This window comes from Sphingomonas sediminicola (assembly GCF_049991885.1).
In the GTDB taxonomy this organism is placed as follows: domain Bacteria; phylum Pseudomonadota; class Alphaproteobacteria; order Sphingomonadales; family Sphingomonadaceae; genus Sphingomicrobium; species Sphingomicrobium sediminicola.
Genome location: NZ_CP178916.1, coordinates 1,829,278 through 1,855,535 on the forward strand (window position 1 = coordinate 1,829,278; position 26,258 = coordinate 1,855,535).

Below are 26,258 nucleotides of genomic sequence, written 5' to 3' on the forward strand. Positions count from 1 at the left end.
GAACGGCTTCAATCTAGTTCGACCCAGGTCGGAGCATGGTCGGACGCTTTCTCTTCACCCCTCGCCCACTTGTCGACGCCGGCACCTTGAAGGCGGTCGGCGGCTTCTGGAGAGCATAACAGATGGTCGATGCGGAAGCCCGCATCGCGCTGCCAGCAGCCGGCAGTGTAATCCCAGAAGGTGTAGAGATGATCGTCGTTCGGGTGGAACGCGCGGAGGGCTTCGGTCCAGCCCTGGTTGAGCATCCTGCGCCACTGCGCCCGCGTCTCCGGCTGGACCAGCGCATCGTTTGACGCGGCTCGGATCGAAAAGACGTCGCGGTCTTCGGGGACGACGTTGAAGTCGCCCGCGAGGATCACCGCACGCTCGTCCGCAAGCAGTTCCTTCGCACGCTCCTCGAGCCGTTTCATCCAGCGGAGCTTGTATTCGAACTTCTCGGTGCCGATCGGATTGCCGTTCGGAAGATAGATCGACGCAACGACCGTGCCATTCGTCTCAGCCTCGATGTAGCGGCTGTGGGTGTCGTCGGGGTCGCCCGGAAGGCCAACGCGCCTGAGCTCCGGCGTGTCGCCCTTCGCGAGTATGGCGACGCCGTTGAAGCCCTTCTGGCCGTGCCAGACGGCGCCGTAACCCGCGCCTTCGATGTCGGCGATTGGCAGGCTTTCGTCGGCGCACTTCAATTCTTGAAGGCAGACGACGTCCGGCTTTTCGCGGTCCAGCCATTCGAGCAGGCGCGGGAGCCGCGCGCGGATGCCGTTGATGTTGAACGTCGCTAGCCTCAAACCGAGAAGCTCGAGCCGCAGCCGCAGCCCGAAGCCGCATTGGGATTGGTGACCTTGAAGGCCGCGCCGCCGAGGTCTTCGACGAAATCGACGGCCGAGCCGCGAACGAGGTCGAGACTGATCGGATCGACCACCAGCTTGACGCCGTGAGTCTCTGCGACCGTGTCGTCGTCGGCCTGTCTCTCGGCGAGCTCGAACTTGTAGGTGAAGCCGGCGCACCCGCCGCCATCCACTGCGAGACGCAGGATCGCAGGCCTCGACTGACGCTCAGCGATCCAGGCTACACGCTTCGCAGCGCTCTCGGTCAGGATGATGTCAGGCTCGCTCACAGGTAGCGAGATAGGGTGGCACCGCCGAAGCGGCAAGAATTAGCGCTTGCCGCCCGACGGACCGCCAAGGGCGATCGTGTCCATCGAGTGCGTTCCGGCGTTCTTCTGCATCGCGACCAGATAGTCGGTCGACTTCATGAACGGGATCGGATTCACGGGACGGCCGTCGATGCGCACTTCATAGTGCAAGTGGCTGCCGGTCGAGCGCCCTGTCGAGCCCATGCGGGCGATCAGCTGACCGCGAGTGATGTGGGCACCCGCCTGGACGAGAACCTGCGACAGGTGGCCGTAGCGGGTAGCGATGCCGCGGCCGTGGTCGATCTCGACCAGATTGCCGTAGCCGCCGCTGTTCCAGCCGGCACGAAGGACGGTACCGTCGGCGGTCGCGTAGATCGGCGTGCCGTACGGACCCGCGAGGTCTATGCCGGGGTGCATCGCTGCCGAGCCGCGAAACGGATCGGAGCGGACGCCGTAGCCACTGGTGAAAGCGGCGGTCTTGACCGGCTTGTCCGAAGGAACGGCAATTGCGCCGGACGCGAGGTTGTCGAGCTTCTTCCAGCTCGTGAACAGCTGCTTGAAGGTCGGGTCGGCATTGCCGTCGAACGGGCCGCCGCGGCCGTCCTGGCCGGCTCTTGAAGGATAGAAGCCGAGACGCTCGAGCGTCGACTTGTCGATGTTCTCGCTGGAGAGAGCTGCTGCCAGAGCCATCTGGCGCTGCTCGATCAATTGAACCCGGCGCTCGGTTTCAGCTGTGAGCTGGGCGACCTGGGCTGCGTAATCGGTGGAGGAAGCTTCGGTGGTGGCGATTGGGGCAGGAGCTGGAGTCAGGATGCGGGCGACGGAGTAGCTGGACCACGCAACGAGCGCGAAGAATGCGGCGAAGACGACAATTTGAGCAGAGGCAGACAGGCGGAACCTGCGAAGTTGCTTTCCGTCGTGCACAAAAAAATCGCGGTCCCTGAAAAGGCCGGACGTCGCCGCCAACACCGTAGACATGACCCCTCGCTCCACAAATCCATGCGGGCCGCGCAAAAACGCGGTCCGAAATTCCATCGATCAAGGAGCTCCCCAGCCCCCACCTGCCAACAGAGTTTGCCCACCACCAGCTGGCGAGGGGAGACTGACCCGCCCCGGTTAATGAATTCAACCTTCGGTTCCTCCAGCCGGGACGAGTCGTCCGCTCACTGCGGTGAAATGAGCAAATTGCGTCAACCACAGAGGGAAGAGCGCCCGAATCAGGCGCTGTTTGACCTTGATCTGCGATAATTTCGCACTGCCTTGCCGATGCCGCAATCGCCGCTAGAAACGTCGGCGGGCCACGCCGTCCCAACGCGGCGCGTGCTCTCTGCGAGGAGAGTTGAATTGACTGATACGACAGCGGCAGGCGCGACGTTGCGCCGGCCGAAACCCGCTACTCTACCGGCTCGCCCGCATTTCTCGTCGGGCCCCTGCGCCAAGCCGCCAGGCTGGTCCCCAAGTCGCATCGACACAAGATCACTCGGACGGTCGCACCGGTCGGCGCTCGGCAAAGCGCGGCTGCAGGAAACCATCGAGCGCACCAAGGCGCTGCTTCAGCTGCCGGCCGACTATCGGCTCGGCATCGTTCCGGCGTCGGATACCGGTGCGGTCGAAATGGCGCTGTGGGCGCTTCTTGGACCGAAGCCGGTCACCATGCTCGCATGGGAAAGCTTCGGCGCTGGCTGGGTGACGGATGTCTCCAAGCAACTGAAGCTGAAAGCAGAGGTCCGCACCGCCGATTACGGACAGATTGCCGAGTTGGGCGGCATCGATCCGGCGAGCGACGTGGTCTTTACGTGGAACGGGACGACCAGCGGCGTCCGGGTGCCGAACGCCGACTGGATCGCCGAAGACCGCACCGGCCTTACCATCTGCGATGCGACCTCGGCCGCATTTGCCCAGCGTATCGACTGGCCGAAGATCGATGTCGGCACCTTCAGCTGGCAAAAGGCGCTCGGCGGTGAAGGCGGGCACGGCATGCTCGTCCTCAGCCCGCGCGCAGTCGAGCGGCTTAAGCAAGCCCAGACGAACCGGCCACTTCCCAAGATCTTCCGCCTGACCAAAGGCGGCGCGCTTATCGAAGGCGTGTTCAAGGGCGAGACCATCAACACACCTTCGATGCTCGCGGTCGAGGACTGGCTCGTTGCGCTGGATTGGGCGGAGCGGGTCGGCGGTCTCGACGCGCTGATCGCCCGGGCAGATGCGAACGCCGGAGCGCTCGACCGCTGGGTCGCGGCGTCAGACTGGATCCAGCATCTAACAGGCGACCCGGCAATCAGGTCGAACACCTCCGTCTGCCTCCAGTTCGCAGATCGCGCCGACGAGGAAGCGAACAAGGCGCGCCAGAAGGCGATCGTGAAGCTGCTCGAGGTGGAGGACGCCGCCTACGACATAGGCGCCTACCGCGATGCGCCGCCCGGTATCCGCATCTGGTGCGGAGCCACCGTCGACACTGGAGACATAGAGAAGCTCGGGCCCTGGCTCGATTGGGCTTGGGAGGCGACGGCGTGAGCGAGCAAGTGCGCGTACTGATTTCAGACAAAATGGACCCGCGCGCGGCGGCGATCTTCCGCGAGCGCGGCATCCAGGTGGACGAAAAGCCAGGTCTCACGCCGGAAGAGTTCAAGGCGATCATCGGCGACTATGACGGCCTTGCCGTCCGCAGCTCGACCAGGGTCAATGCCGAGGCGATGGATGCGGCGATCCCGCGACTGAAGGTCATCGGCCGGGCGGGTATCGGCGTCGACACGATTGACGTTCCGGCCGCAACGGCTCGCGGCATCGTCGTAATGAACACGCCCTTCGGCAATTCGATCACGACCGCCGAGCATGCCATCGCAATGCTGTTCGCGTTGGCCCGTGAAATCCCCGCTGCGGACCAGTCCACGCAAGCCGGCAAGTGGGAGAAGAACCGCTTCATGGGTGTAGAGCTCAGCGGCAAGACCCTGGGCCTGATCGGCTGCGGCAATATCGGCTCGATCGTCGCCGACCGGGCCCACGGGCTGAAGATGAAGGTGGTAGCCTACGATCCCTTCCTTTCGCCTGAACGCGCTCTCGAACTCGGCGTGGACAAGGTCGAACTCGATGAGCTTCTGCGTCGCGCCGACTTCATCTCGCTGCACACCCCGCTGACCGATCAAACGCGCGGCATCCTGTCGCGAGAGGCGCTGGCGAAGACCAAGCCGGGCGTACGCATCGTCAATTGCGCGCGCGGCGGCCTCATCGACGAAGCGGCGCTCAAGGAAGGTCTCGAGAGCGGGCATATCGCCGGAGCGGCGCTTGACGTGTTCATGCAGGAACCGGCGAAAGAAAACCCGCTGTTCGGGACGCCCAACCTGATCTGCACGCCGCATCTCGGTGCCTCGACCAACGAGGCTCAGGTGAACGTCGCGATCCAAGTCGCGGAACAGATGGCGGACTTCCTGCTTCTCGGCGGGATCACCAATGCGGTGAACATGCCCTCGCTGTCGGCCGAGGAAGCGCCGCGGCTGAAACCCTACATGGCGTTGGCGGAGAAGCTCGGACGCCTCGTCGGACAAGTCGCGGGAGCGGACATCCGGTCGGTCGCGGTCGAGGTTGAGGGCGCAGCCGCAGAGCTCAACATGAAGCCGATCACCGGTGCGGTGCTGGCGGGCCTGATGGGCACCTATTCCGACACGGTGAACATGGTGAACGCTCCGGTCTACGCAAAGGAGCGCGGACTCGACGTCAAGGAAGTCCGCCACGAGCGAGAGGTGGATTATCATACCCTCGTCGCCGTGACGGTCGGCACAGCCGAGGGCGACAAGCGTGTTGCCGGCACCCTGTTCGGCAACCGCGCTGCGCGTCTGGTCGACATTTTCGGTGTCGCAGTCGAGGCCGACCTGACCCCGCGGATGATCTACATCGTCAACACCGACGCGCCGGGCTTCATCGGCTCGCTCGGAACGACGTTGGGCAAGGCAGGCGTCAACATTGCGACCTTCAACCTCGGCCGGCGCAAGGCCGGTGGAGAGGCAGTCGCGCTGGTGGCGGTCGACGACCCGATCACGCCCGAACTGACCGAAGAGCTTCGGAAGCTTCCAGGCGTCCGTCAGGTCGTGCCGCTGACCTTCTGAGGTCCGCTCGACGAGGTCTCTAGCTCGGTGAACCGGACGGGCATGATTTCGCGCGTCCGGATCTCGCCGCTGCCGGTCTTGTCGATGACGCTGAGCTGCTGGATTTCCCTCCCCCCGATCGGGATGACCATTCGACCGCCGGGTTCAAGCTGCTCGATCAACGCGGGAGGCGGTTCTTCCGCGGCGGCCGTGACGAGAATGCGATCGAAGGGCGCATGTTCGGGCCAGCCGCGCGTTCCGTCGCCGACGCGCACCTCGATATCGTACCCGAGCAACTCAAACCTCGCCTTCGCGCCGTCGGCGAACTCTTCGACGACTTCGACGCTGAACATCTCAGCGCCCATCTCGGCCATGACCGCGGCCTGGTAACCGAAGCCCGTTCCCACTTCGAGCACCCGGGTCCCTCGCTCGACGCCCAGCAGGTCAATCATTAGCGCGCCGATGAACGGCTGCGAGATCGTCTTGTCGAAGCCGATCGGGAGCGGCGTGTCCTGATAGGCCATCAGCATCAGGCTCTGGGGAACGAATAAGTGGCGCGGGACATCCATCAGAGCGCGACGAAGCTCGGGATCGAGGTGATCTTTTCCAATCTCCTCACGCGACAAGTCGAAATGCATGTCGACGATCTCGACCATATGTCGACGGTAAATCGCCAGATGCTGTTCGGTCATCGGCTTCATGCGCAGACCTCTGCATGCCGAACGGCCCCCGGGCGCAGGCGTTCCAAACGCCCGAAACTGGACGCTTGCGCCCCGGCCCCCTAGGAGCGCCGTGCCTCCACACAAAGGGATTCGAATTGGGCAACGTAACGGTCATCGGCGCGCAATGGGGCGACGAGGGCAAGGGAAAGATCGTCGACTGGCTCGCGAGCCGGGCCGACATGGTGGTCCGCTTCCAGGGCGGCCACAACGCCGGCCACACGCTCGTCGTGAACGGAGAGACGTTCAAGCTGTCGTTGCTGCCGTCCGGAATCGTGACCGGCACCCCTTCTGTGATCGGAAATGGCGTGGTCCTCGACCCCTGGGCGTTGAAGGCAGAGGTCGAGCGCATCCGGGAACAGGGCGTGAAGGTCACGCCGGAAATCCTGATGCTGGCGGAGACCTGCCCTCTTATTCTCCCGATCCACCGCGACCTCGACGCTTTGCGCGAAGATGCGAGCGGCGCTGGCAAGATCGGAACAACCCGCCGTGGCATCGGTCCTGCCTATGAGGACAAGGTCGGTCGCCGGGCGATCCGGGTTTGCGACCTCGCCCATCTCGGCGAGCTGGAGCCGCTACTCGACCGCCTCTGCGCCCATCATGACGCGTTGCGCGCTGGTTTCGGCGAGCCGCCGGTTGACCGCGAGCGCCTGCGCAACGACCTCGCGGAGATCGCCGACTTCGTCCTGCCGTTCGCGAAACCCGTCTGGCGCGACCTCGACGCTGCGCAGCGCCGCGGCCGGCGCATACTGTTCGAAGGCGCGCAGGGCGTTCTTCTAGACGTCGATCACGGCACCTATCCGTTCGTAACCTCGTCCAACACCGTTTCAGGCGCGACCGGTCCCGGAACGGGCATGGGTCCGTCAGCGGCCGGTTTCGTGCTGGGCATCACCAAGGCCTACACGACCCGCGTGGGCTCCGGCCCCTTCCCGACCGAACTCGACGACGAGATCGGCCAGCGGCTCGGCGAGCGCGGGCACGAGTTCGGCACGGTCACTGGTCGCCGCCGCCGCTGCGGATGGTTCGACGCAGTGCTCGTCCGCCAGTCGGTCGCTGTCAGCGGCGTGACCGGGGTCGCGCTGACGAAGCTCGACGTCCTGGACGGCTTCGAAAAAGTGAAGATCTGCATCGGCTACACGATTGACGGACAGACGTTCGATTACCTCCCGCCGCACGCTCAGGACCAGGCGCGAGTAGTTCCGCAATATGAGGAGATCGAAGGCTGGCCCGGATCGACGCGCGGCGCTCGCAGCTGGGCCGATCTGCCGGCGCGCGCGATCAAATATGTCCGCCGCATCGAGGAGCTGATCCGCTGCCCGGTGGCGCTGGTTTCGACCAGCCCCGAGCGCGACGACACGATCCTCGTCCGTGACCCATTCGCGGGCTAGCCGCGCACCTCGAAGCTGGTCAGTCCAGCGACCGCCGCGTCGCTGACCCGGACGTTGGCGACACGAGCGCTCGGCGGGCCGTCGCCGATCAGGTCGATCAGCCAGTTCACGGCGCTTTCGTCACCCTCGAGATGAGCCTCGACCGAACCGTCGGGACAATTGCGAATCCAGCCCCGAACCTTCAGCCGCTCCGCCTGCTCCTCGGTCCACGCGCGGAAGAACACCCCTTGCACCCGACCGCTCACGTCAACGTGGCGAGCGATAATGCCCATCACACCGTCGCGATGTCGGGCGCGTCCTCGGCCTTCATACCGACGACGTTGTAGCCGGCGTCGACATGGTGGACCTCGCCCGTAACCCCGCTTGCGAGATCCGAAAGCAGGTAGAGCCCCGCCCCGCCGACATCCTCGATCGTCACGTTGCGGCGCAGCGGCGCATTATATTCGTTCCACTTCATGATGTAGCGGAAGTCTCCGATGCCGCTTGCCGCGAGCGTCTTGATCGGACCGGCGGAGATTGCGTTCACGCGAATGCCTTCTGGGCCCAGGTCGGCAGCGAGATATTTGACGCTGGTCTCAAGGCCCGCCTTGGCCACGCCCATGACGTTGTAGTGCGGGATGACCTTCTCGGCGCCGTAATAGCTGAGGGTCAGGATCGAACCGCCCGGGTTCATCATCGCCCGCGCGCGCTGCGCGACCGCGATGAAGCTGTAGACCGATATGTTCATGGTCAGCAGGAAGTTATCGATTGTCGTGTCGACGAATTTCCCGCGAAGCTCGTTCTTGTCAGAGAAGCCGATGGCGTGAACGACGAAGTCGAGCGTCTCCCACTTCGACTTCAGTTCCGCGAACGCCTTGTCGAGCGCCTTCATGTCCGACACGTCGCAGTCGATCAGAAGCTCGGACCCGAGCTCCTGCGCCAACGGCCGGACACGCTTCTCGAGCGCTTCGCCCTGATAGGAAAAGGCCAGCTCCGCGCCCTGCTCGCTGAGTGCGCGCGCAATGCCCCAGGCCAGCGAACGGTCGTTGGCCAGGCCCATGATCAGGCCCTTTTTGCCCTGCATGAGTTTACTCAAAGCTGCGGTCCCTCTGGTTGCGGTACGAGCTCCACATCCTCTCCGGGTTGCGGCTCTTCGACCTCGAGCTGGTCCTTGTACGGACCGGAATAGACTTCGCCCTTTAGCGCCGTCGGCGAAGCTTCCGCCAGCGCCGCGTTGAGCTCCGCGCCCATAACCACGCCGAGCCCGACCATGAAGAAGAAAATCAAGACGACCATTACGCCGGCGAGGCTTCCGTAAGTGAGGTCGTAGCCGCCGAGAAGTCCGATCACCTCCGGCAGCAGCTCAGCGGTAATAAGCCACCAGGCAGTGATGAGCAGTGCGCCTGGCCATTTCTTGCAACCCACCTTCCGGTAACGCGACGGCGTCAACAGTAGGAACAGCAGGTATACGTTTGCGAAAAGGACGAGCGCTGGGACCACGCGATACAGTGTCATCGCGTCCGCAACGTTCTGGAAGATCGGAACCCAGTGCTCGATGGCGTGCTGCGCAGAGCTGAGGATGATGCTGACGCTGAACGAGACCATCAGCAGAAAGACCGCTCCGACGATCATCGCCATCGAAGCGAGCCGGTACTCCCAGAAAGGCGCGCAATATTTCACCCCGTAGGCCCTGCGAAGGATGTCGCGGATCGTCTCGATGAAGCTTCCGACGGTCCACAGGCCGATGATTGCGCCGATCCAGAGCAGCGGGCCCGTCCGCGCCGATAGGACTTCGGCGATCGGCTCGCGAAGAACGTCAGCTACGTTGGGCGGCAATTGCGCGAGGATCGAAATAACGGTCCTTCGGCCATTCTCGGACGCGCCGAGCAGATTGGCGAGAGCAGCAGCGACAATGAAGAACGGGAAGAGCGCAAGCAACGCCAGGTAGGCGAGATTTCCGGCGTGAATGAAGCCGTCGTTATAGACGCCAACGCCAATCCGCTTGATGACCTCCCACGGGTCGATGCGGTGCTGAAGCTTGACTGCGACGTCACGCCCAAAGGCGGCGCTCATGCTCGCAAGCTGCTTGCGGCGTTCCTCAGGGGATAGCGGTGAGTGGTCCTGCATCTAGTGCGGCTAAACCCCGAGGTTCGCGCGCGGGTTGCCGCCGCCGCCCCACTTCTCGGCGAATGACTGCAGTTCGGCGTCGTCCGGAGGTAGATCCACTTCAAGCGCCACGAGCTGGTCGCCGCGCTTGCCGTTCCTGCCTGTGAAACCGCGACCCTTGAGGCGAAGCACCTTGCCCGATGTGCTGCCCTTGGGGATCGTGACCATCACAGGCCCATCCGGCGTGGGCACTTTGACCTTTCCGCCCAGCACAGCCTCCTTGAGCGTGATCGGCAAGTCCAGCCGGATATCGTTCCCGTCGCGCTTGTAGAATGGATGCGATGTGATCGAGATCGTCACCAGCCCGTCGCCCGCGCCACCCGGCCCCTGCTCGCCCTTGCCGGCGAGGCGGATCTTCGTCCCCTCCTCGACCCCGTTGGGAAGCTTGAGGTCGATCGTCTTGCCGTCGGCCAGGGTGATACGCTGTGGGCTGAGCGTCGCCGCATCCACGAATGAGACGGTAAGCCGGTAGGCGATGTCCGCACCCTTCTGGGGCGCGCGGGCGCGCTGACGAAATCCGCCGAAGCCACCCCCGCGCCGGGCGCCGCCTCCGCCGAACAGCCCTTCAAACAAATCGCTGAGGTCGGCGGTCTCGGCGCCCGCGAATCCGCCCTGGAATCCGTCGAAGCCGCCACCTCCCGGCCGCGCGCTGCCGCCAAACCCGCCAGCGCCGAACGGCATCTTGGGATTGCCGTCTTCGTCGATCTCGCCCCGGTCGTATTGGGCGCGCTTGTCCTTGTCTGACAGCAGGTCGTAGGCCGCGGTCACTTCGCCAAAGCGCTTGGCGGCGTTCGGATTATCCTTGTTGCGGTCGGGATGCAGCTGTTTCGCGAGGCTGCGGTACGCCTTCTTGATCTCCGCTTCGCTCGCGCCGCGCTGCACGCCCAGCCTTTGATACAGGTCCATGACCTGCTCCAATGCCGTAACACACCTCTCGTTACCAGATGGGTTGCGGCAAAGGCTGCTCCAAGCCTAAGCCCGAAGCGTGGCAGACAGCGATCCATTCCAGCTTTTTTCCGACTGGTTTGCGGAGGCGCAGGCGAGCGAGCCGAACGACCCGGAAGCCATGTCCCTGGCGACTGCGACACCCGATGGCCGCCCGTCCGTTCGCATTGTCCTCCTGAAAGGGCATGGCCCTGACGGCTTCACTTTCTACACCAATCTCGACAGCCGGAAGGGCGCCGAGCTGGCCGCGAATTCCCGCGCCGCCTTGCTGTTCCACTGGAAGTCGCTCCGCCGCCAGGTGCGTGTCGAAGGCCCCGTTGAGACGGTGAGCGATTCCGATGCCGACGAATATTTCGCCACCCGCGGCCGCGATTCCCAGCTCGGCGCCTGGGCATCATGGCAGTCCCGCCCGCTCGACGCTCGAGAGACGTTTGAGAAGCGCTTTGACGAAATGAGCCGCCGCTTCGACGGCGATACCGTGCCACGGCCACCGCGATGGAGTGGGTTCCGGATGAAGCCCGAATCGTTCGAGTTCTGGAGCGACCGGCCCCACCGCCTTCACGAGCGCCGCGTGTTCACGCCGGCCGCGGGCGGATGGCGCGAGGGGCTTCTCTACCCGTGAGCGGAGTGCATCAGCACCATCACGGCCATCATCATGCCCATGGCGACGAGCGCTCTGCGCTAACCGCGCGCGCCGCGATGGCGAGCATCACCATGGCGGTGCTTCTCATCGGGCTGAAGACCTGGGCATCGGTCGAAACATCGTCGATGGCCATGCTCGGCTCTCTGGCCGATAGCGGGCTGGACCTCCTCGCAAGCCTGGTCGTGCTCCTCGGCGTCCGCGTTGCCGCGCAGCCCGCGGACACCGATCACCGCTTCGGCCACGGCAAGGCGGAAGCGCTCGCCGCTTTGGTCCAGGTCATTCTTATCACTCTCTCCGCGCTGTTCATCGGCTATCGATCCATCGAACGGTTGATCAACGGGGAACAGACGACTGACGCCGAGCTCGGGATCGCCGTGTCGATTGTCGCGGTTGGCTTCACCCTCGCGTTGATTGCCTACCAGCGGCATGTGGTCAGGCGGACCGGATCGGTCGCGATCGCCACCGACCGTCTTCACTACGCCTCGGACCTTCTTCTCAACATCTCGGTGATCGCGGCGCTGGTGCTCGACCAATACGCGGGATTGCCCGGCGCCGACGCGGTTTTCGGACTGCTCATCGCACTCTGGTTGCTGTGGGGAGCGTGGACTTCGTCCAGCCATGCGCTCGATCAGCTGATGGACCGGGAGTGGCCGGAAGACATCCGTGAGCGATTCCTGATGGCAGCGAAGGAATATCCCGAGCTTGCCGGACTGCATGACCTGCGCACACGCACGAGCGGGACGCATCACTTCGCCCAATTCCACGTCTGGGTGCCGGGCGACTGGACGGTCCAGCATGCGCACGACCGGATGGATCGGATCGAGGAAGAGCTTCAGGCGCGCTTCCCTGCAACAGAGATACTGATCCACCTCGATCCGGAAGGGCACACTGACCGCGAAACGATGTTGCCGTCCGAAATCACGGAGAAGGCATCATGACCGGAACTCCCTTCTTCCAGGTGGACGCGTTTGCCGAGAGGCCCCTGACGGGGAATCCGGCGGGTGTGATGCCGCTCGATCGGTGGCTTCCGGACGACGTGATGCAGGCGATCGCGGCGGAGAATAATCTCGCGGAGACGGCCTTCACGGTCCCGTTCGAGGGCGAGGATGCCGACTACGAGCTGCGGTGGTTCACGCCTGCGGTCGAAGTACCCCTCTGCGGACATGCGACGCTCGCGGCCGGCCACATATTGATCCACATGGACCGGGTGCGGTTCAGCACGCAGGCCGGAATCCTGACCGTGACGCGCAATGGCGACCTGCTCGAACTGGACCTTCCGGCGGCCCAGTTGATCGAGGTCGATGAGCCCGAGCTTTGCGAGGCGCTGGGCCTTAGTCCGAGGCCGGTCTGGCTGGCATCTCCGGGATTCAACGACAGCGCCATCATCCAGGTTGAAAGTGAAGCGGAGGTGCTGGCGGTTTCGCCCGACTTCGCGAAACTGAAGACGATCCGTCGCATGGCCGTGGTTACGGCGAGAGGCGAGGAGCAGGACATCGCCAGCCGGGTCTTCGTTCCCTATGCCGGAATCGACGAAGACCCGGTGACTGGGTCGGCACATGGAGCGCTGGTGCCCTACTGGGCTGAGCGCCTAGGCCGCGAGAGCTTTACCGCGCTGCAGGCGAGCGTGCGGAGAGGCGTGTTGCATTGCCGGCTCAAGGGGGACCGTGTGGCGCTCGGCGGACGTTGCTTCACGATCATCGCGGGTACGTTCCAGCTTTGAGCGACAAGCACGGTCTCCCGCGCCGGATCGGTATCGGCGGGGCGTTGCTGCTTGCATTCAACGGCGCGATCGGAGCATCGATCTTCGCACTCCCCGCGACCTTGGCCGCGGATTTCGGCACGTCCGCGCCCTGGCTTTTCCCGCTGGTCGGCATCGCGTCGTTGCTGATCGCGGTTCCCTTCTCTCGTTCCGTTGCAGCTTTCCCGGAGAGCGGCGGACCGGCGACCTACGGACGCGTGTTCGGCAGACTTGCCGGGTTCGAGCTCGGGTGGATCTATTACGTGGCGAGGGCGACGGCCTTCGCGGCCAACCTAAACGTGCTCGTCTCCTATTTCGCGCGCTGGTGGACGGGCGCCGATGGCGGAGCGATCCGGGTCGGACTGATGTTGGCGTTGGTGGCCGGCTTCGCGGCAATCAACATTTCCGGCGTCCGCTCGGCCATGCGAGTGCTTGGCGGGCTGACCTTGCTGAAGACAGTCCCTCTCCTGCTGGCGGCATTGGGAGCGCTCGTAATCGCTGGGGTGCCGACGCCCGGTCCACTTCCGCCGGTCAACGAGGTCGAAACGGGCGTCCTGATCGTCTTCTACGCATTCGTTGGATTCGAAAATGCCACGGTCACGGCTGGTGAGACCAAGGAGCCGAACCGCACACTTCCGCGGGCGCTGCTCGGGACGATTGGCACTGTCGCGCTTCTTTATTTTTTCGTGCAACTGGCCTTTGTCGCCGTCTTTCCTTTTGGCCTCGAAAGTGGACAAGACGCGCCTCTTCTTGCCCTTGGCGCATGGCTGATCGGACCTGTGGGCGCGCTTGTCATCGGCGTAACCGCGATCTTCTCCACCGCCGGCAACCTCCATAGCAACATGGCCGCGACGCCCCGAGTTACTTTTGCCATGGCAGAGCGCGGCGAGCTTCCGGGGTGGCTGGCGAAGGTCAATCGCCGGTTCGACACGCCGGCTGCATCGATCTTATTTTTCGCTGGGCTGATCGCCGTGCTCGCCATCAGCGGAAGCTTCGTCTGGCTGGCGGTAGTCAGCACTCTCGCGCGAATGATCATTTACTCGGTGACGATCCTCGCTCTTCCGCGCGCGCCGCAACCGCCCGAGCGCATCGGCGCCTCCCACTGGCTGATCGCCGCCATCGGTGTGCTGATTTGCGTGCTCGTCGCGGCCCAGGCAGATCGGACGGCCTGGCTGACGCTCGCCGTGTTGTCGGGCGCGGGGTTGCTTCTCTATTTTTTTACGCCGAAGCGATCATCTGCCTCTTAGCCTCGCTTCGAGCGCATCGAGGATTGGCAACTGGCTTGGCAGCATCATTCGCCGGGCCTTCCCCAGCGGCATCCAGCGTGCTTCCTCAGCTTCGGGATAGGCCTGCATCCGTCCGCTCTTCGGCGGCCATTCCAATTCGAAATGAATGCTCTCGATCGCGGCTGCATCGACGTCGCCCTCTGCCGCGAAGACCTCGACCTGCTTTCCGCCCGACTGTTTGATCGAGCACAAGGGAAAGGGGATCCCGCCGAGCGGATGTCCGATTTCCTCCTCGAACTCCCGTAGAGCGGCATCGGCTGCGGTCTCACCCGGCTCGATCGCGCCTTTCGGGATCATCCAGGCGCCCGCGTCCTTGTTCCGCCAGAAAGGGCCGCCCGGTTTGATCAGCAGGACCTCGGTTTCTTCCCCACGCTGCCGGAACAGCAGAATGCCGGCGCTAGGCGGCGGCATCCATCGCGCTTCGAACCGCCGACCGGGTTTCGGCGATCCATCCTCCGCCGAGCATCCGCGTGCCGTCATAGAAGACCGCGGCCTGGCCGGGCGCGACACCGTACTCTGCCGACGCAAAGCGGACCTGGCCGCCGTCGATGCTTGCGGGAACGGGCGAAGCGAGCGACCGAACCTTCACGCCGATTTCCGTCTGGTCCTCGGCGATCCAGTTGATTTCCTCGACACGCATCTCCTCGACGGCGAGCGCGCGGCGCGGTCCCACCACCAGCCGCTGCTGCTCCGGCTCGATGCGGACGACGTAGAGCGGCTCCTTCTGGCCGCCGACCTCGATCCCGCGCCGCTGTCCGACCGTGAAGTGAACGACGCCGCGGTGCGTGCCGAGAACGCGGCCTTCGAGGTCGACGATCTCTCCGGCGGCGATAGTCTCCGGCCGAAGCCGCTGCACAAGGCCCGCATAGTCGCCGTCGGGAACGAAGCAGATGTCCTGACTGTCGGGCTTGGCGGCAACGATCAGCCCTTCCTCTTCGGCGATCCGGCGAACCTCGCTTTTCGGAAGATCACCTAGCGGAAAGCGCAGGAAATCCAGCTGTTCGCGCGTCGTACCGTAGAGGAAGTAGCTCTGGTCGCGCGCCGGGTCGGCGCCCTTGTGAAGTTCCACACTGTCGCCGTTCACCACGCGGCGGACGTAATGCCCGGTCGCGAGGCAGTCCGCGCCAAGCTCCTTCGCGAACGCCACCAGGTCCCTGAACTTCACGCCCTGGTTGCAGAGCGAGCAAGGCACAGGCGTCCGTCCCCGGGCATATTCGTCGGCGAAATGCTCGATAACGCTGTCGCGGAAGCGGCTTTCGTAATCGAGGACGTAGTGCGCGATGCCGAGGCGCTCGGCGACCATGCTCGCGTCATAGATGTCCTGTCCCGCGCAGCAGGCGCCCGAACGTTTCGCCGCCTCGCCATGGTCGTAGAGCTGCAGTGTGACGCCGATCACCTCCGCGCCCGTACGCGCGGCGAGCGCGGCCACGACGGAGCTGTCGACGCCGCCGGACATGGCGACGACGATCCGTGCTTCGCGAAGGTCGCGATCGAGGCCGAAATCGATCTGCATTGGAGCTTTCTTGGGGTCTCTTTACCTGAATTTCACCCCTGTGAGCTAGGCCGACAGTCAGTCGGGGCTGTCGAAGAGGGGTAATTTGTCTCGGCCGGAGTCGAAATTCACTGCTGCGGGACCTGTCGGCATGGATGCCGCTGAGCTTGTCGCAGCGTTCGAGGCCCAGCTCGCCAGCGCGCGGGGCGACCGCAGGCTAGCGATCGCTCGCCTTCTGGCGGCCGGTCCCGGGTGGCGTGAAGCCCGAGACGTCCTTGGCGGCGCCTTCGCGGAATCGCCGGCGACGGAAGGGTTAAAGGACGCGAAGGATACGTGAGGGGTAAATTAACCAGCGTGTTTCAGAATGTCTTCAAGGGCCAGGCTTTAAGACCGGTGCCATCGACAATGATTAAGCGGGTTTAACGAAGAGATGCTCGAGAACCAGAAGATTCGGCCAGCACAGGTTATCGGACCGCTTGGCGAGCCTTTGACGCTCGAAAGCCTTCCGCCTGCCGGCACCACCCGTTGGGTCGTGCGCCGGAAGGCAGAGGTTGTCGCGGCGGTTGCGGGAGGCCTGCTGACGGTCGACGAGGCATGCGAGCGGTATTCTCTGAGCCTTGAGGAATTCACGAGCTGGCAGCGTGCGGTAGATCGCAGCGGCATGCCTGGCCTGCGCGTCACCCGCATCAAGCATTACCGCGACCAATACGAGCGCCAACAGCGCTATTAGTTCCCCGGTTCCGGTCGTTACGGCGGGTAATTTATCCCGCAGTTCCGCGGTGCATTAACCAAAAAACTGGACAGTTCCTTCCGAATCCGGAACAACCGCCGCGCATCAGCGTCTAGATGCCGGAAGGCCGCTGAGTATTGATGGCGGCCCACGAACAGGAGGGAACGCTACATGGGTATCATTATTTGGCTCATCGTCGGTGGTGTTTGCGGTTGGCTGGCCAGCCTCATCATGCGGACCGACGCACAACAGGGCATCCTGCTGAATATCGTGGTAGGCATTGTCGGCGCCGTGATTGCCGGCTTGATCTTCGGCGGCAGCATCAATTCGGCGCTGACCGTTGAAACTTTCCTTTATTCATTGCTTGGCGCGGTCATCCTTTTGGCGATCGTGAACCTCATTCGCCGCGGATCGGTTCGCTAGACGATCGGTACTCGGAGAAAAGAAGGGCCGTTCGGGAGACCGGGCGGCCCTTTTCTTTTGGATTACTGGAGGTCGAATACCATTGAGAGGGTGACCTGCAGCTTCTGCTCGCCGGCCACGACCTTGGTATCGGCAGCCTGGGCGCGAGCCTCCATGAAGACTGGAGCCGGCGGCGGCACCGGATAGCTTCCTCCGCCTTCGCTCACCGAGACGATGCGTGCCACGCGCTTTCCCATGGCACGGGCATAGAGCTCGGCGCGCGCGCGGCCCTTGGCGATCGCCTGCTCACGCGCCTCGTCCAAAGCAGATTCAGGCTTGTCGATGGTCAGCGAGGGACCGTTGACCTGGTTCGCCCCCTCCGAAACGAGCGCATCGAGAATCCGCCCGCTGTTGCGGATATCGCGGAAACGGATGCTGACCTGATTCGAGGCGGAGTAGGCGACCAGCTGCGGTGGCTGATTTTCCTGGTAGCGATATTCGGGATTGAGGTTGAGCGAGCTGGTCTGGATATCGCGATCCGCGACCCCCGCCCGCTTCAAAGCAGCCAGAACGCGCTCCATGCGAGAGGCATTCTCCTGCATCGCGGCGCTCGCCGTCGGCTGCCGGGTGACGACACCCGCGGAGATGATCGCAACGTCCGGGACTCGCGTGACCTCGCCGGTCGCGCTGATGTCGAGCCGGGTGCCGGTGATCGGTGGCATGGGCAGCTCGGCAGCCTGGGCAGCGACGGACGTTACCGGAAGCGCAGCCGCACTAAGTGCCAGCGCCATCCACATGCTCTTCATCCAGATCCTCCTGAACCTTCGAAACGAAGGCGAAACGTCACATCGGCGCCATGGCTGATTGCTGAACGACAATGCGACCTTTCATTCAGCAGGTCAGCGGCGGCGCGCCAGCACCAACCGGTAGATGAGGAGGATAACGAACGCTCCGACGATGGCGGCAAGGAAGCCCGCGCCTTCGCCATCATGATACCAGCCGACCGAACGGCCTAGGAAGCCGGCGAGAAGAGCTCCGGCGATACCGAGCAGGATGGTGATGATGCAGCCGCCGGGGTCCCGGCCTGGCATGAGCAGCTTCGCGATCGCGCCGGCAAGACCGCCAATCACAATCCATCCAAGGATGCCGTACGTTTCCATTTCCGCTTCCCCTTTAAATCCGCCCATGTCAGTGCTGCGGCTCGCAGCAGTTTGGGCCAACGCGCCTTCGCGACACAAGTGCCGCCGTTGGTCGAAAAACTGTAGCCGGGTCCGATTACACAGGGTCAGTTGCGGCCACTGACTTATTCGGGTAATACAGTTCCGCCGAACCGCTGTCAGATTCGTGGGGCGTGGCAAGAGAAGTGGAAATGAACCGGGAAACATCTTCTTTCGAGGGCTCCGATACCCTGGTGGTCGTGGACCGCTCGCGGCGCCGGCGCACCATGCTCATCGCGGGCGGCGTTGCGATCATCGTGCTGCTGCTCGCCTTCTTCCTGATGCGCGGCGGAAGCGAAGAGACGACGAATGCGGGCGGTCCCGGAGGTCAGGCAGTTAGCCAGGTCCCGACCGTCACCGTTATCGTACCGGGCCGCAGCGAAGTCGCGCGCACCGTGACCGCCAGCGGGCCTTTGGCGGCACGACGTGACCAGCCGGTCGGCATTCCGGGAACAGGCGGACGCGTCACTCGCGTGCTTGTTGATGCGGGAACCTGGGTCAAAGCAGGTCAGACGCTTGCGACGGTGGACCGGTCGGTCCAGGCGCAGCAGGCCTCGCAGCTTGCCGCCCAGGTCGCTGCAGCGAAGGCAAATGCCGCCCTTGCGCAAAACAATTACGAGCGGGCGATCGCGCTTCAGGGCCGCGGCTTCGTGTCGAAGGCCGAGATCGACGCCAAGCGCGCCGCACGGGATGCGGCGAATGCCCAGGTTCGCGTGAACCAGGCGCAGCTCAACGCCACCCGCGCCGAAATCGGCAGGCTGGACGTCCGCGCGCCTGCAAGTGGGCTGATCCTCGAGCGCAACGTCGAAGTCGGCCAGATTGTCAGCCCTGGGTCGGGGGCCCTGTTCCGCCTTGCCGAAGGCGGCCAAATGGAGATGCGCGCGCAGATTTCGCAGCAGGATCTCGCGCTCGTCAAAGCCGGCATGGCAGCGAGCGTCACCCCGGTCGGTTCCGATCGCAGCTTTGCTGGCCAGGTCTGGCAGGTCGCGCCAACGATCGACCCGCAATCGCGCCAAGGCGATGTCCGGATCCTCGTTCCCTACGATCCGCAGATCCGCCCCGGCGGCTTCGCCGAGGCCCGCATCGGCGCGGGCGCGGCGACTGCTCCGCTCCTGCCCCAGAGCGCCGTGCTCAGCGATGACGGAGGCAATTACGTCTACATCATCAACGCGAAGAACGAGGTCGAGCGCCGCACGGTCAAGATCGGAAGCGTCGACCAAGCCGGCGTAACGATCGTCGAGGGATTGTCCGGAACCGAGGCGGTGGTGCTGTCGGCCGGGCCGTTCCTCAACCCCGGGCAGAAGGTCAATCCGAGGCGGCAGGCCGCGCGCTAAGCCGGACGGAGAGTATTAGCTCATGAATTTCCGCAACATCTCGTCCTGGTGCATTCGTAACCCGGTTTTCCCGATCGTGCTCTTCGTCGGGCTCATGCTTGCCGGCCTCATCTCGTTCTACCAGATGCAGGTGAACAACGCGCCGGACATCGACTTCCCGGCCGCAACCGTTTCCGTCAGCCAACCGGGCGCAGCGCCGAACGAAATCGAGACTCAGATCACGCAGAGGGTCGAATCCGCGATCCGTGGCGTGAACGGGGTCGAGGAAATCAACAGCTCCGTTCGCGAGGGCAACAGCTTCACCTTCGTGCAATTCGAGATCGGCACGCCGACCGACCGTGCGGTGAACGACGTTCGCAACGCGATCGCCCAGATCCGCGGCAACCTTCCGGAGGGTATTCTCGAGCCGCAGATCACCCGAGTCGACGCCGAGGACCAGCCGATCATGTTCGTCGGCGCCGAGACGACCGACATGACGCTTGAGCAGTTGAGCTGGTACATCGACAATACAGTCTCGAAGCGACTGCTCGGCATCGAAGGCATCGCCGCGGTTTCCCGCTCGGGCGGCGTGGATCGCACGATCCGCGTCATCCTCGATCCGGCCGCTTTGCAGTCGCAGGGGATCACCGCAGCGCAGGTCAACCAGCAGCTCCGGCAGAGCAATCTCAACGCCGCCGGCGGCCGCGCCGAGGTCGCCGGCTCCGAACAGTCGGTCCGGGTGCTCGGCAATGCGCGCAACGCTTACGAACTCTCGCAAACGCAGATCACGCTCCCCGGCGGCCGCTGGGTCCGCCTCGCCGATCTGGGCGAGGTCCGTGACTCTTCGTCCGAGCAGCGCTCGATCGCCAAGATGAACGGCCGCCAGGTCGTCACCTTTGCGGTGCAGCGCGCGAAGGGCTCGTCCGAAGTGACCGCCTACGAGGCCGGTTGGGCGGAAGTGCGCAAGCTCGAGAAGGAGAACCCGAAGGTTCGCTTCTCGGAGATTTTCAACACGGTCGACTACACCAAGGCGCAATATCGGTCCGCGATGGAAGGCCTGTGGGAAGGCGCCGTCCTCGCGGTTCTCGTGGTCTTCCTCTTCCTCCGCGACATCCGCGCCACGATCATTTCGGCGCTGGCCATCCCGATGTCGGCGATCCCTGCCTTCTGGTTTATGAGCATGTTGGGGATCACCCTCAACTTCATGTCGACGATGGCGATGGGCCTCGTCGCCGGCGTCCTCGTCGATGACGCGATCGTCGAGATCGAGAACATCGTCCGGCACATGCGCATGGGCAAGTCGGGCTACCAGGCCGCGCTCGACGCGGCGGACGAAATCGGCCTCGCTGTCCTTGCAACGACCATGGCGATCGTCGCCGTTTTCTTCCCGGTCGCGCTGATGCCCGGGATCGCCGGCCAGTACTTCAAGGCGTTCGGCTTTACCGTCGTCATGTCGGTCCTGATGAGCTTGCTCGTCGCGCGCATGATAACGCCGCTGGTCGCGGCCTATTTCCTCCGCTCGCATGGCGTCCAGGATCACGCGAACTGGAAGTGGATGGACCTCTATCTCAAGGTTCTAAACTGGAGCCTCGATACGTCGAAGGCGGATGCGCTCCTCGCACGGCTTCCGAAGGCCGCCCGCAACCCGGGCTATTACCTTCTCGGCGCCTTGCTCCTTCTGCTCGTCATTGGAGCTTTCGTTGCCGGAACGGGCGCGGGTATGTTCGGACTCGGAAAGCTGGCCTGGAATGGCGGTGTGACATTCGTTCTGGCCCTTGGCGTCGGAACGCTCGTCGCCTACGGTGCGGGCAAGCTGATCGGCTTCCTCGTGGGAATGATGGGTAGTCACGGGTTCGCCCAGTGGCATTCGACGATCGCGGCCCGCTGGAATGCGCGCCTCCATGATCACCGTCTGGCGATGGTCGGCGCAGGTATTGGCACGCTGCTGATGAGCATCATTCTGTTCGGCACGCTTTCCGTGTCCTTCTTCCCGCCGCAGAATAACGACTTCACTCGCGTGAACATCACCCTTCCGCCCGGAACCACGCTCGAGCAGACCGAAGGCGTCACCGATCGGGTTGCGGCGATCGTCGAGAAGGATCCGAGCGTCGAGCGGGTGTTCGAGCGGATCAATGTCGGCACCGGCAGCGTGAACATCGTGCTCAAGAAGGACCGGAAGGTCACGAGCACCGAGTTCGAGCGCAACATGTCTCCGCAGCTCGCCGCCTTCCCCGATGCTCGCGTGAGCTTCCAGGCTCAGAACGGCGGCGGTCCCGACGGCGATTCCCGTGACATCATGGTCTACCTGGGCGGCGACGATCCGGACGAGTTGACCCGGGTCGCCAATCAGATCGCAAAGGAAATGGCGACCGTTCCGGGTCTTCGTGCTCCGCGGGTCGGAAGTCAGCTCGCGCAGCCTGAAATCACCATCAAGCCTCGTTTCGATCTGGCTGCGGATCTGGGCGTAACCACCATGGCGCTGAGCCAGACGATCCGAATCGCGACCCTCGGCGACATCGAGCAGAACAGCGCGAAGTTCTCGCTGTCCGATCGTCAGGTCCCGATCACGGTTTCCCTGTCCGAGGGCGCCCGGCGCGATCTCTCGACCCTGGAAAACCTGCCGGTTCCGACCTCAAACGGTGGCTCGGTTCCCCTCAAGACCGTTGCCGACATCGGATTCGGCTCTGGTCCGACGACGATCCAGCGGTCGAACCAGATCCGTCGACTCTCGATCGGGGCCGATCTCGCGCCCGGTGCCGTTCAGGGCGACGTACAGGTCAAGGTCAGTGCGCTTCCGACCATGAAGAACCTGCCTCAGGGCGTTCGGAAGCTGAACCTCGGCGATCAGAAGTGGCAGAATGAGCTTCTGTTCAACTTTGCGGTGGCCCTGGTCTCAGGCGTCCTGCTCGTGTTTGCCGTGCTCGTTCTGCTCTACCGGCGGTTCCTGTCGCCGTTCGTGAACATGGGCTCGCTGCTCCTGGCTCCGCTCGGCGCGGCCGTGGCGCTGCACATTGCGGGTCAGCCGGTTTCGCTGTTCGTGCTAATCGGAATCCTCATGCTGTTCGGGATCGTCGCGAAGAACTCGATCCTCCTGATCGACTTCGCGGTCGAGATGATGAATCACGGAATGCCGAAGAACGAGGCAATCTGGGAAGCCGGTCACAAGCGCGCCCAGCCGATCGTCATGACGACCATCGCGATGGTCTTCGGCATGTTGCCGACGGCGGTGTCTATCACGGGCGATAACAGCTGGCGCGCCCCGATGGGCATCACCGTCATCGGCGGCCTCATCTTCTCGACGCTGCTGACGCTGCTTCTGGTTCCGGCCTATTTCTCGATCGCCATTTCGATCGAGTCCCGGATCGGGCGGCTCTTCCATAAGTTCGTCGGGCAGGACGCCCATCGCACCCCGTCGGGACCGGCGCCGCAACCCGCAGAGTGAACCCTCGCGCCCGTTCGTCTATTGATGATCGGATGGATGCAGCAACGTCCCGGCCCCGTACTGCTTTAGCGCGGTTCAATCCTGCCCAGCCTGGTGCGGCGGGGATGAAAACGGCTGCGACGGGCCTGCTCGTCCTCATGGCCGCGATCTTCGCGGCCGCTCGGGCTTACGAGTACCAATATCCGTGGCTCTCGTTCGTGAAGGCATTCGCGGAGGCCGCCATGGTCGGCGGTCTAGCCGACTGGTTCGCGGTGACGGCCCTGTTCCGTCATCCGCTCGGCCTGCCGATTCCCCACACAGCAATCATACCACGCAACAAGGATCGGATCGGCGAAACGCTGGCAAATTTCATCAAGGAGAATTTCCTGATCCCATCGGTGGTCGCCCGCCGGATGCAAAACATTGACGTGGCCGGCGCGACTGGGCGCTTCCTGCAGACGCCTGCCGGTGAAGGGACGCGCATTCGGGCGGGGGCGTCTCGGCTGATCGCCGACATCTTCGAAAGCCTCGATGACGAGCGCCTTGGCGGGATCGTCAAAGGCGCAGTTTCGGCGCGCCTGCGCAAGACGGAAGTATCGCCGCTTCTCGGCCACGCCTTGGCGTCGGCGATCAACGAGGACCGCCACGTGCCGATGCTGGAAGCGGCCATCCGCTGGACGGCGCGAGCCCTCGAAGCGAACGAGCCCCTGATCCGCGAGATGGTGCACAAGAAGGCGAATTGGGCCCTGAAACTCGCCGGGCTCGACGCGAAGCTCGCCGACGCGATCATCGATGGACTGCGCAAGCTGACGGTGGAGATGTCGACCGACCCCGCACACCCCGTTCGGGTCAAGGTGGAGGAGGCGCTGGCCCAACTCGCCAACGACTTGCAGACGCGCCCCGAAACCCGCGAGCGCGTCGAAGCGATAAAGGAGCAATTGCTCGACAACAAGTCGGTCAGCCTGTGGATTGATACGATCTGGCAGAAGGCGCGCGAAGCGGTGATCAAGGCCGCCCGAAACCCCGACGCGGCCTTTGCTGGCAAGCTCGGCGAAATCCTGAAATCGATGGGCGCGACACTGGAAAGCGATCCTCGAATCCGCGCCGCAATCAACCAGTTTGCGCGTCGCGCCGTGGTCGGCATGTCGGCGAGCTACGGGGGTTCGATGGTGAAGCTGGTGTCGGAAACCGTCCGCGGCTGGGATGCGGGAACGGTGACGGCCAGGCTCGAAGCAGCGGTCGGGCGCGACCTCCAGTACATTCGGATCAACGGCACCCTGGTCGGCGGGCTCGTCGGGCTCGCCCTGCACGCAGTGGATTCGCTCTAGCGCCTTTGACTTCCTGCCGGCCCATGCCCATCTTCAGGTCATGGTAGGACGTACCCTCTTCCGGCGCCTCGTCGCCCATTCGGGACAAATTCCCGCCCGAGCCTAGCCCCGGGCCCGCATTCGAGTGGGTTCGGGGAGCAATCGTCCTCACTAAATTCAAGAAAGCATAGAAATGGATAGTCATCCTGCGGGCGAAGTGCGCCCGCCGATTCACCTGCTCGCGTCTGAATCAGACATGGTCGCGAGCCTCGCACTGCAGACCGAGCACCGCTTCCCCGTCGTCGCGGCCATGCTGCTCGAAGAGATTGAGCGAGCCGAACTTCATGAGGCCGACACTCTGCCGGAAACGGCGGTCACGATCGGCTCCCAAGTCGATTTCGTCGACGAGAAGACATCGCAGTTGCGGATCGCCGAGCTTGTCATGCCCGCAATGGCGAACATCGCGGAGGGACGGATCAGCATCCTCACGCCAATGGGAGCGGCGCTCTACGGCCTGACCGCGGGCCAGTCGATCGATTGGCCGGATCTCGACGGGAACGAGAGGCGGATCCGGATTCTCCGTGTTCGCCAGCCGTCGGGCGCCGAACCGCCCGCTGCGGCCTAGCCTGCGCTGCGGCGCTCGATCGTGGCGCCGACCGCGCTGAGCTTCTCCTCGAGCCGCTCATAGCCGCGATCTAGGTGGTAGACGCGAAGCACTTCGGTCTCACCTTCCGCTGCAAGGCCGGCGAGCACCAGGCTCATCGAGGCGCGCAGGTCGGTTGCCATGACTTGCGCGCCGGTAAGCTTCTCGACCCCGTGCACGATTGCGGAGCGGCCGTGGATCTCGACTTCGGCGCCCATTCGGCGCAGCTCAGGGACATGCATGTAGCGGTTCTCGAAGATCGTCTCTTCGAGGAAGCTCTGCCCCTCTGCGCGGCAAAGCATGGCCATGAATTGCGCCTGCATATCTGTCGCAAAGCCAGGATATGGTGATGTGGACAAGGCGAGCGGCTTCAGGCCGCCGTTCGAGCTGACCTTGATACCCTTGTCGTGGAATTCGATTACCAGGCCCGCTTGTGCCAGCGCATTGAGCGTTGCCTTCATCTCGTCCGGGCGAGCACCGATCAAGTTGATCGACCCACCCGTAAGACCGGCGGCGCACGCGTAGCTGCCCGCCTCGATCCGGTCCGGCATGACTTCGTAAGTCGTGCCGGTCAGGCCTTCGACGCCGTCGATGATCAGGTGACCCGAGCCGATGCCCTCGATCTTCGCGCCCATGGCGATCAGGAGATTGCAGAGGTCGACAATTTCAGGCTCTCGCGCGGCATTGAAGAGCTGGGTACGGCCGGAGGCGAGAACAGCCGCCATCACGGCATTTTCGGTCGCGCCGACGGAAACGACCGGGAAGCTGTAGTCGCCGCCGGTCAGCCTTCCCTTCGGAGCACTCGCTTTCACATAGCCGGCCGCTAGCTCGATTTCGGCACCGATCGCTTCCAATGCCTTAAGGTGAAGATCGATCGGCCGGTCACCGATCGCGCAACCGCCCGGAAGCGAGACGGTCGATTCTCCGGCACGCGCCAGCATCGGCCCGAGAACCAGGATCGAGGCGCGCATCTTGCGGACCATGTCGTATGGCGCGACCGTCGATGCGATTTCGCTCGCCTGGAAGCTGACCTTTCGGCCGAACTCGCCCTTCTTGACGCCTGCAACGCTGGTTGAGACGCCAAGCTGGTTCATCAAATGACTGAAACTGTCGACGTCCGCGAGCCGCGGCAGGTTCGCCAGGGTCAGCTTCTCCTCGGTAAGGAGAGCGCAGGGAATCAGGGTCAGCGCTGCATTTTTTGCGCCGGAAATGGGAATGTCGCCCTGAAGCTTGTTGCCGCCGCGGATCCAGATGCTGTCCATCGGCGCGCTTTAGCGCTTGGCGGCGGACTCGCAAGCAGCGGCGAGAATCAGGCCTTTTCGAGGGTGCACTGCAGCGGGTGCTGATTTTCCCGCGCGAAGTCGATCACCTGGCTGACCTTGGTTTCGGCGACTTCGTAGGTGAAAACGCCGCAGACGGCGACTCCCTGCTGGTGAACCTGCAGCATGACTCGGGTCGCGTCCTCGATTCCCATCGTGAAGAATCGCTGCAGGACGAGGACGACAAACTCCATCGGAGTATAATCGTCGTTGAGCATCAGGACTTTGTAATTGCTGGGCTTCTTGGTGCGCGGGCGTGTGCGCGTCGCGACGCCTGTCTCCATGTCGCCAACGCCGCCGTCATCCGGCTCGTCAATCATCGTCCAACGCATACCCATAACTTAC

At 63.8% G+C, this 26,258-nt stretch carries 28 protein-coding genes; 14 read left to right on the plus strand and 14 right to left on the minus strand.

Going from position 1 to position 26,258, the window contains the following annotated elements; translation table 11 throughout:
• Positions 1-8: 8 nt before the first annotated feature.
• Genes xth through ACMC5O_RS09480 form a run of 3 tightly spaced genes read right to left on the minus strand, consistent with a single transcriptional unit; the run spans position 9 to position 2,107 of the window.
• Positions 9-782 (minus strand): exodeoxyribonuclease III, encoded by a 774-nt coding sequence (xth, locus tag ACMC5O_RS09470; RefSeq protein ID WP_187708991.1) that lies wholly within the window; start codon positions 780-782, stop codon positions 9-11.
• On the minus strand, positions 779-1,111 hold the full coding sequence (gene erpA / locus ACMC5O_RS09475; RefSeq protein ID WP_187708990.1) for an iron-sulfur cluster insertion protein ErpA: 333 nt from the start codon (positions 1,109-1,111) through the stop codon (positions 779-781). The genes xth and erpA overlap by 4 nt, the downstream gene beginning before the upstream one ends.
• Positions 1,112-1,150: 39 nt before the next feature.
• Entirely contained in the window at positions 1,151-2,107 is a 957-nt protein-coding gene (locus ACMC5O_RS09480) for a M23 family metallopeptidase (protein ID WP_187708989.1), read from the minus strand.
• 366 nt (positions 2,108-2,473) lie between these two features.
• On the opposite strand from ACMC5O_RS09480, the gene ACMC5O_RS09485 reads away from it, so the two are divergent.
• Together ACMC5O_RS09485 and serA are read left to right on the plus strand one after the other, a co-directional pair.
• Entirely contained in the window at positions 2,474-3,640 is a 1,167-nt protein-coding gene (locus tag ACMC5O_RS09485) for a phosphoserine transaminase (protein ID WP_222949890.1), read from the plus strand.
• The gene (gene serA, locus ACMC5O_RS09490; RefSeq protein ID WP_281389405.1) at positions 3,637-5,226 is read left to right on the plus strand and encodes a phosphoglycerate dehydrogenase; all 1,590 of its coding nucleotides are present in this window, start codon (positions 3,637-3,639) and stop codon (positions 5,224-5,226) included. Before ACMC5O_RS09485 ends, serA begins: the two co-directional genes overlap by 4 nt.
• Here serA and ACMC5O_RS09495 read toward each other — a convergent pair.
• The gene (locus tag ACMC5O_RS09495; RefSeq protein ID WP_426692760.1) at positions 5,202-5,906 is read right to left on the minus strand and encodes a protein-L-isoaspartate(D-aspartate) O-methyltransferase; all 705 of its coding nucleotides are present in this window, start codon (positions 5,904-5,906) and stop codon (positions 5,202-5,204) included. The genes serA and ACMC5O_RS09495 overlap by 25 nt on opposite strands.
• 116 nt (positions 5,907-6,022) lie before the next feature.
• Between ACMC5O_RS09495 and ACMC5O_RS09500 the strand changes: the two genes are divergently transcribed.
• Positions 6,023-7,312, plus strand: coding sequence for an adenylosuccinate synthase (locus ACMC5O_RS09500; protein ID WP_426692761.1), 1,290 nt, complete (start codon positions 6,023-6,025; stop codon positions 7,310-7,312).
• On the opposite strand, the gene ACMC5O_RS09505 is transcribed toward ACMC5O_RS09500, so the two are convergent.
• The 4 genes from ACMC5O_RS09505 to ACMC5O_RS09520 form a co-directional block, all read right to left on the minus strand.
• Positions 7,309-7,584 (minus strand): acylphosphatase, encoded by a 276-nt coding sequence (locus tag ACMC5O_RS09505; RefSeq protein WP_187708987.1) that lies wholly within the window; start codon positions 7,582-7,584, stop codon positions 7,309-7,311. The genes ACMC5O_RS09500 and ACMC5O_RS09505 overlap by 4 nt on opposite strands.
• Positions 7,584-8,387, minus strand: coding sequence for an enoyl-ACP reductase FabI (gene fabI / locus ACMC5O_RS09510; RefSeq protein WP_281389404.1), 804 nt, complete (start codon positions 8,385-8,387; stop codon positions 7,584-7,586). The genes ACMC5O_RS09505 and fabI overlap by 1 nt, the downstream gene beginning before the upstream one ends.
• On the minus strand, positions 8,384-9,364 hold the full coding sequence (locus tag ACMC5O_RS09515) for a YihY/virulence factor BrkB family protein (protein WP_246444336.1): 981 nt from the start codon (positions 9,362-9,364) through the stop codon (positions 8,384-8,386). Before ACMC5O_RS09515 ends, fabI begins: the two co-directional genes overlap by 4 nt.
• Before the next feature lie 63 nt (positions 9,365-9,427).
• Positions 9,428-10,363 (minus strand): DnaJ C-terminal domain-containing protein, encoded by a 936-nt coding sequence (locus ACMC5O_RS09520; RefSeq protein ID WP_426692762.1) that lies wholly within the window; start codon positions 10,361-10,363, stop codon positions 9,428-9,430.
• Positions 10,364-10,442: 79 nt separating this feature from the next.
• Here ACMC5O_RS09520 and pdxH point away from each other — a divergent pair, with 79 nt between their 5' ends.
• The 4 genes from pdxH to ACMC5O_RS09540 are packed head-to-tail and all read left to right on the plus strand — an operon-like array spanning position 10,443 to position 14,030.
• Positions 10,443-11,024: a pyridoxamine 5'-phosphate oxidase gene (gene pdxH, locus ACMC5O_RS09525; protein ID WP_187708985.1), complete on the plus strand. Its 582-nt coding sequence runs from the start codon at positions 10,443-10,445 to the stop codon at positions 11,022-11,024.
• Entirely contained in the window at positions 11,021-11,983 is a 963-nt protein-coding gene (locus ACMC5O_RS09530; RefSeq protein ID WP_343070207.1) for a cation diffusion facilitator family transporter, read from the plus strand. The genes pdxH and ACMC5O_RS09530 overlap by 4 nt, the downstream gene beginning before the upstream one ends.
• On the plus strand, positions 11,980-12,765 hold the full coding sequence (locus ACMC5O_RS09535; protein ID WP_426692763.1) for a PhzF family phenazine biosynthesis protein: 786 nt from the start codon (positions 11,980-11,982) through the stop codon (positions 12,763-12,765). The genes ACMC5O_RS09530 and ACMC5O_RS09535 overlap by 4 nt, the downstream gene beginning before the upstream one ends.
• On the plus strand, positions 12,762-14,030 hold the full coding sequence (locus ACMC5O_RS09540; protein WP_187708983.1) for an APC family permease: 1,269 nt from the start codon (positions 12,762-12,764) through the stop codon (positions 14,028-14,030). Before ACMC5O_RS09535 ends, ACMC5O_RS09540 begins: the two co-directional genes overlap by 4 nt.
• Here the strand turns inward: ACMC5O_RS09540 and ACMC5O_RS09545 are convergent.
• Positions 14,016-14,480, minus strand: coding sequence for an NUDIX domain-containing protein (locus tag ACMC5O_RS09545; protein WP_187708982.1), 465 nt, complete (start codon positions 14,478-14,480; stop codon positions 14,016-14,018). The two genes, ACMC5O_RS09540 and ACMC5O_RS09545, sit on opposite strands and share 15 nt — an antisense overlap.
• On the minus strand, positions 14,467-15,582 hold the full coding sequence (gene mnmA / locus ACMC5O_RS09550; RefSeq protein ID WP_187708981.1) for a tRNA 2-thiouridine(34) synthase MnmA: 1,116 nt from the start codon (positions 15,580-15,582) through the stop codon (positions 14,467-14,469). The genes ACMC5O_RS09545 and mnmA overlap by 14 nt, the downstream gene beginning before the upstream one ends.
• Positions 15,583-15,712: 130 nt before the next feature.
• Here mnmA and ACMC5O_RS09555 point away from each other — a divergent pair, with 130 nt between their 5' ends.
• The 3 genes from ACMC5O_RS09555 to ACMC5O_RS09565 all read left to right on the plus strand — a co-directional run bounded on the left by ACMC5O_RS09555 (position 15,713) and on the right by ACMC5O_RS09565 (position 16,714).
• Positions 15,713-15,898 carry a hypothetical protein gene (locus ACMC5O_RS09555; RefSeq protein ID WP_187708980.1) on the plus strand — a complete coding sequence of 62 codons (186 nt, stop codon included), beginning with the start codon at positions 15,713-15,715 and terminating at the stop codon, positions 15,896-15,898.
• 93 nt (positions 15,899-15,991) lie between these two features.
• Positions 15,992-16,291 carry a DUF1153 domain-containing protein gene (locus ACMC5O_RS09560; protein WP_187708979.1) on the plus strand — a complete coding sequence of 100 codons (300 nt, stop codon included), beginning with the start codon at positions 15,992-15,994 and terminating at the stop codon, positions 16,289-16,291.
• A 171-nt stretch (positions 16,292-16,462) separates the two neighbouring features.
• Positions 16,463-16,714 (plus strand): GlsB/YeaQ/YmgE family stress response membrane protein, encoded by a 252-nt coding sequence (locus ACMC5O_RS09565; protein WP_187708978.1) that lies wholly within the window; start codon positions 16,463-16,465, stop codon positions 16,712-16,714.
• Positions 16,715-16,776: 62 nt separating this feature from the next.
• Here the strand turns inward: ACMC5O_RS09565 and ACMC5O_RS09570 are convergent, their stop codons facing one another.
• Positions 16,777-17,490, minus strand: coding sequence for an SIMPL domain-containing protein (locus ACMC5O_RS09570; RefSeq protein WP_425506917.1), 714 nt, complete (start codon positions 17,488-17,490; stop codon positions 16,777-16,779).
• Positions 17,491-17,592: 102 nt separating this feature from the next.
• Positions 17,593-17,853 carry a GlsB/YeaQ/YmgE family stress response membrane protein gene (locus tag ACMC5O_RS09575; RefSeq protein ID WP_187708976.1) on the minus strand — a complete coding sequence of 87 codons (261 nt, stop codon included), beginning with the start codon at positions 17,851-17,853 and terminating at the stop codon, positions 17,593-17,595.
• A gap of 209 nt (positions 17,854-18,062) precedes the next feature.
• Here ACMC5O_RS09575 and ACMC5O_RS09580 point away from each other — a divergent pair, with 209 nt between their 5' ends.
• The 4 genes from ACMC5O_RS09580 (at position 18,063) to rnk (ending at position 24,576) form a co-directional block, all read left to right on the plus strand.
• Positions 18,063-19,244, plus strand: a complete 1,182-nt coding sequence (locus tag ACMC5O_RS09580) for an efflux RND transporter periplasmic adaptor subunit (protein WP_426692764.1) — start codon at positions 18,063-18,065, stop codon at positions 19,242-19,244.
• 22 nt (positions 19,245-19,266) lie between these two features.
• Positions 19,267-22,665 (plus strand): efflux RND transporter permease subunit, encoded by a 3,399-nt coding sequence (locus tag ACMC5O_RS09585; protein WP_187708975.1) that lies wholly within the window; start codon positions 19,267-19,269, stop codon positions 22,663-22,665.
• A 104-nt stretch (positions 22,666-22,769) separates the two neighbouring features.
• Positions 22,770-23,972 carry a DUF445 domain-containing protein gene (locus tag ACMC5O_RS09590; protein ID WP_187708974.1) on the plus strand — a complete coding sequence of 401 codons (1,203 nt, stop codon included), beginning with the start codon at positions 22,770-22,772 and terminating at the stop codon, positions 23,970-23,972.
• Positions 23,973-24,144: 172 nt separating this feature from the next.
• Positions 24,145-24,576 (plus strand): nucleoside diphosphate kinase regulator, encoded by a 432-nt coding sequence (gene rnk / locus ACMC5O_RS09595; RefSeq protein ID WP_187708973.1) that lies wholly within the window; start codon positions 24,145-24,147, stop codon positions 24,574-24,576.
• Here the strand turns inward: rnk and murA are convergent.
• Complete coding sequence (gene murA / locus ACMC5O_RS09600; protein WP_426692765.1) at positions 24,573-25,856, minus strand: UDP-N-acetylglucosamine 1-carboxyvinyltransferase; 1,284 nt, start codon at positions 25,854-25,856, stop codon at positions 24,573-24,575. The two genes, rnk and murA, sit on opposite strands and share 4 nt — an antisense overlap.
• A gap of 47 nt (positions 25,857-25,903) precedes the next feature.
• Complete coding sequence (gene clpS, locus ACMC5O_RS09605) at positions 25,904-26,233, minus strand: ATP-dependent Clp protease adapter ClpS (RefSeq protein ID WP_187708972.1); 330 nt, start codon at positions 26,231-26,233, stop codon at positions 25,904-25,906.
• Positions 26,234-26,258: the final 25 nt, after the last annotated feature.

What these genes read in the sequence shown, in the direction of transcription:
- ACMC5O_RS09515 (WP_246444336.1), bottom strand. Translation starts at nt 9,364, where the DNA reads ATGAGCGCCGCCTTTGGGCGTGACGTCGCAGTCAAGCTTCAGCACCGC.
- murA (WP_426692765.1), bottom strand. Translation starts at nt 25,856, where the DNA reads ATGGACAGCATCTGGATCCGCGGCGGCAACAAGCTTCAGGGCGACATT.
- ACMC5O_RS09580 (WP_426692764.1), top strand. Translation starts at nt 18,063, where the DNA reads ATGAACCGGGAAACATCTTCTTTCGAGGGCTCCGATACCCTGGTGGTC.
- mnmA (WP_187708981.1), bottom strand. Translation starts at nt 15,582, where the DNA reads ATGCAGATCGATTTCGGCCTCGATCGCGACCTTCGCGAAGCACGGATC.
- clpS (WP_187708972.1), bottom strand. Translation starts at nt 26,233, where the DNA reads ATGATTGACGAGCCGGATGACGGCGGCGTTGGCGACATGGAGACAGGC.
- ACMC5O_RS09575 (WP_187708976.1), bottom strand. Translation starts at nt 17,853, where the DNA reads ATGGAAACGTACGGCATCCTTGGATGGATTGTGATTGGCGGTCTTGCC.
- ACMC5O_RS09565 (WP_187708978.1), top strand. Translation starts at nt 16,463, where the DNA reads ATGGGTATCATTATTTGGCTCATCGTCGGTGGTGTTTGCGGTTGGCTG.
- ACMC5O_RS09570 (WP_425506917.1), bottom strand. Translation starts at nt 17,490, where the DNA reads ATGTGGATGGCGCTGGCACTTAGTGCGGCTGCGCTTCCGGTAACGTCC.
- ACMC5O_RS09520 (WP_426692762.1), bottom strand. Translation starts at nt 10,363, where the DNA reads ATGGACCTGTATCAAAGGCTGGGCGTGCAGCGCGGCGCGAGCGAAGCG.
- ACMC5O_RS09480 (WP_187708989.1), bottom strand. Translation starts at nt 2,107, where the DNA reads ATGTCTACGGTGTTGGCGGCGACGTCCGGCCTTTTCAGGGACCGCGAT.
- ACMC5O_RS09545 (WP_187708982.1), bottom strand. Translation starts at nt 14,480, where the DNA reads ATGCCGCCGCCTAGCGCCGGCATTCTGCTGTTCCGGCAGCGTGGGGAA.
- ACMC5O_RS09555 (WP_187708980.1), top strand. Translation starts at nt 15,713, where the DNA reads ATGGATGCCGCTGAGCTTGTCGCAGCGTTCGAGGCCCAGCTCGCCAGC.
- ACMC5O_RS09505 (WP_187708987.1), bottom strand. Translation starts at nt 7,584, where the DNA reads ATGGGCATTATCGCTCGCCACGTTGACGTGAGCGGTCGGGTGCAAGGG.
- rnk (WP_187708973.1), top strand. Translation starts at nt 24,145, where the DNA reads ATGGATAGTCATCCTGCGGGCGAAGTGCGCCCGCCGATTCACCTGCTC.
- ACMC5O_RS09560 (WP_187708979.1), top strand. Translation starts at nt 15,992, where the DNA reads ATGCTCGAGAACCAGAAGATTCGGCCAGCACAGGTTATCGGACCGCTT.
- ACMC5O_RS09590 (WP_187708974.1), top strand. Translation starts at nt 22,770, where the DNA reads ATGAAAACGGCTGCGACGGGCCTGCTCGTCCTCATGGCCGCGATCTTC.
- ACMC5O_RS09535 (WP_426692763.1), top strand. Translation starts at nt 11,980, where the DNA reads ATGACCGGAACTCCCTTCTTCCAGGTGGACGCGTTTGCCGAGAGGCCC.
- ACMC5O_RS09495 (WP_426692760.1), bottom strand. Translation starts at nt 5,906, where the DNA reads ATGAAGCCGATGACCGAACAGCATCTGGCGATTTACCGTCGACATATG.
- ACMC5O_RS09585 (WP_187708975.1), top strand. Translation starts at nt 19,267, where the DNA reads ATGAATTTCCGCAACATCTCGTCCTGGTGCATTCGTAACCCGGTTTTC.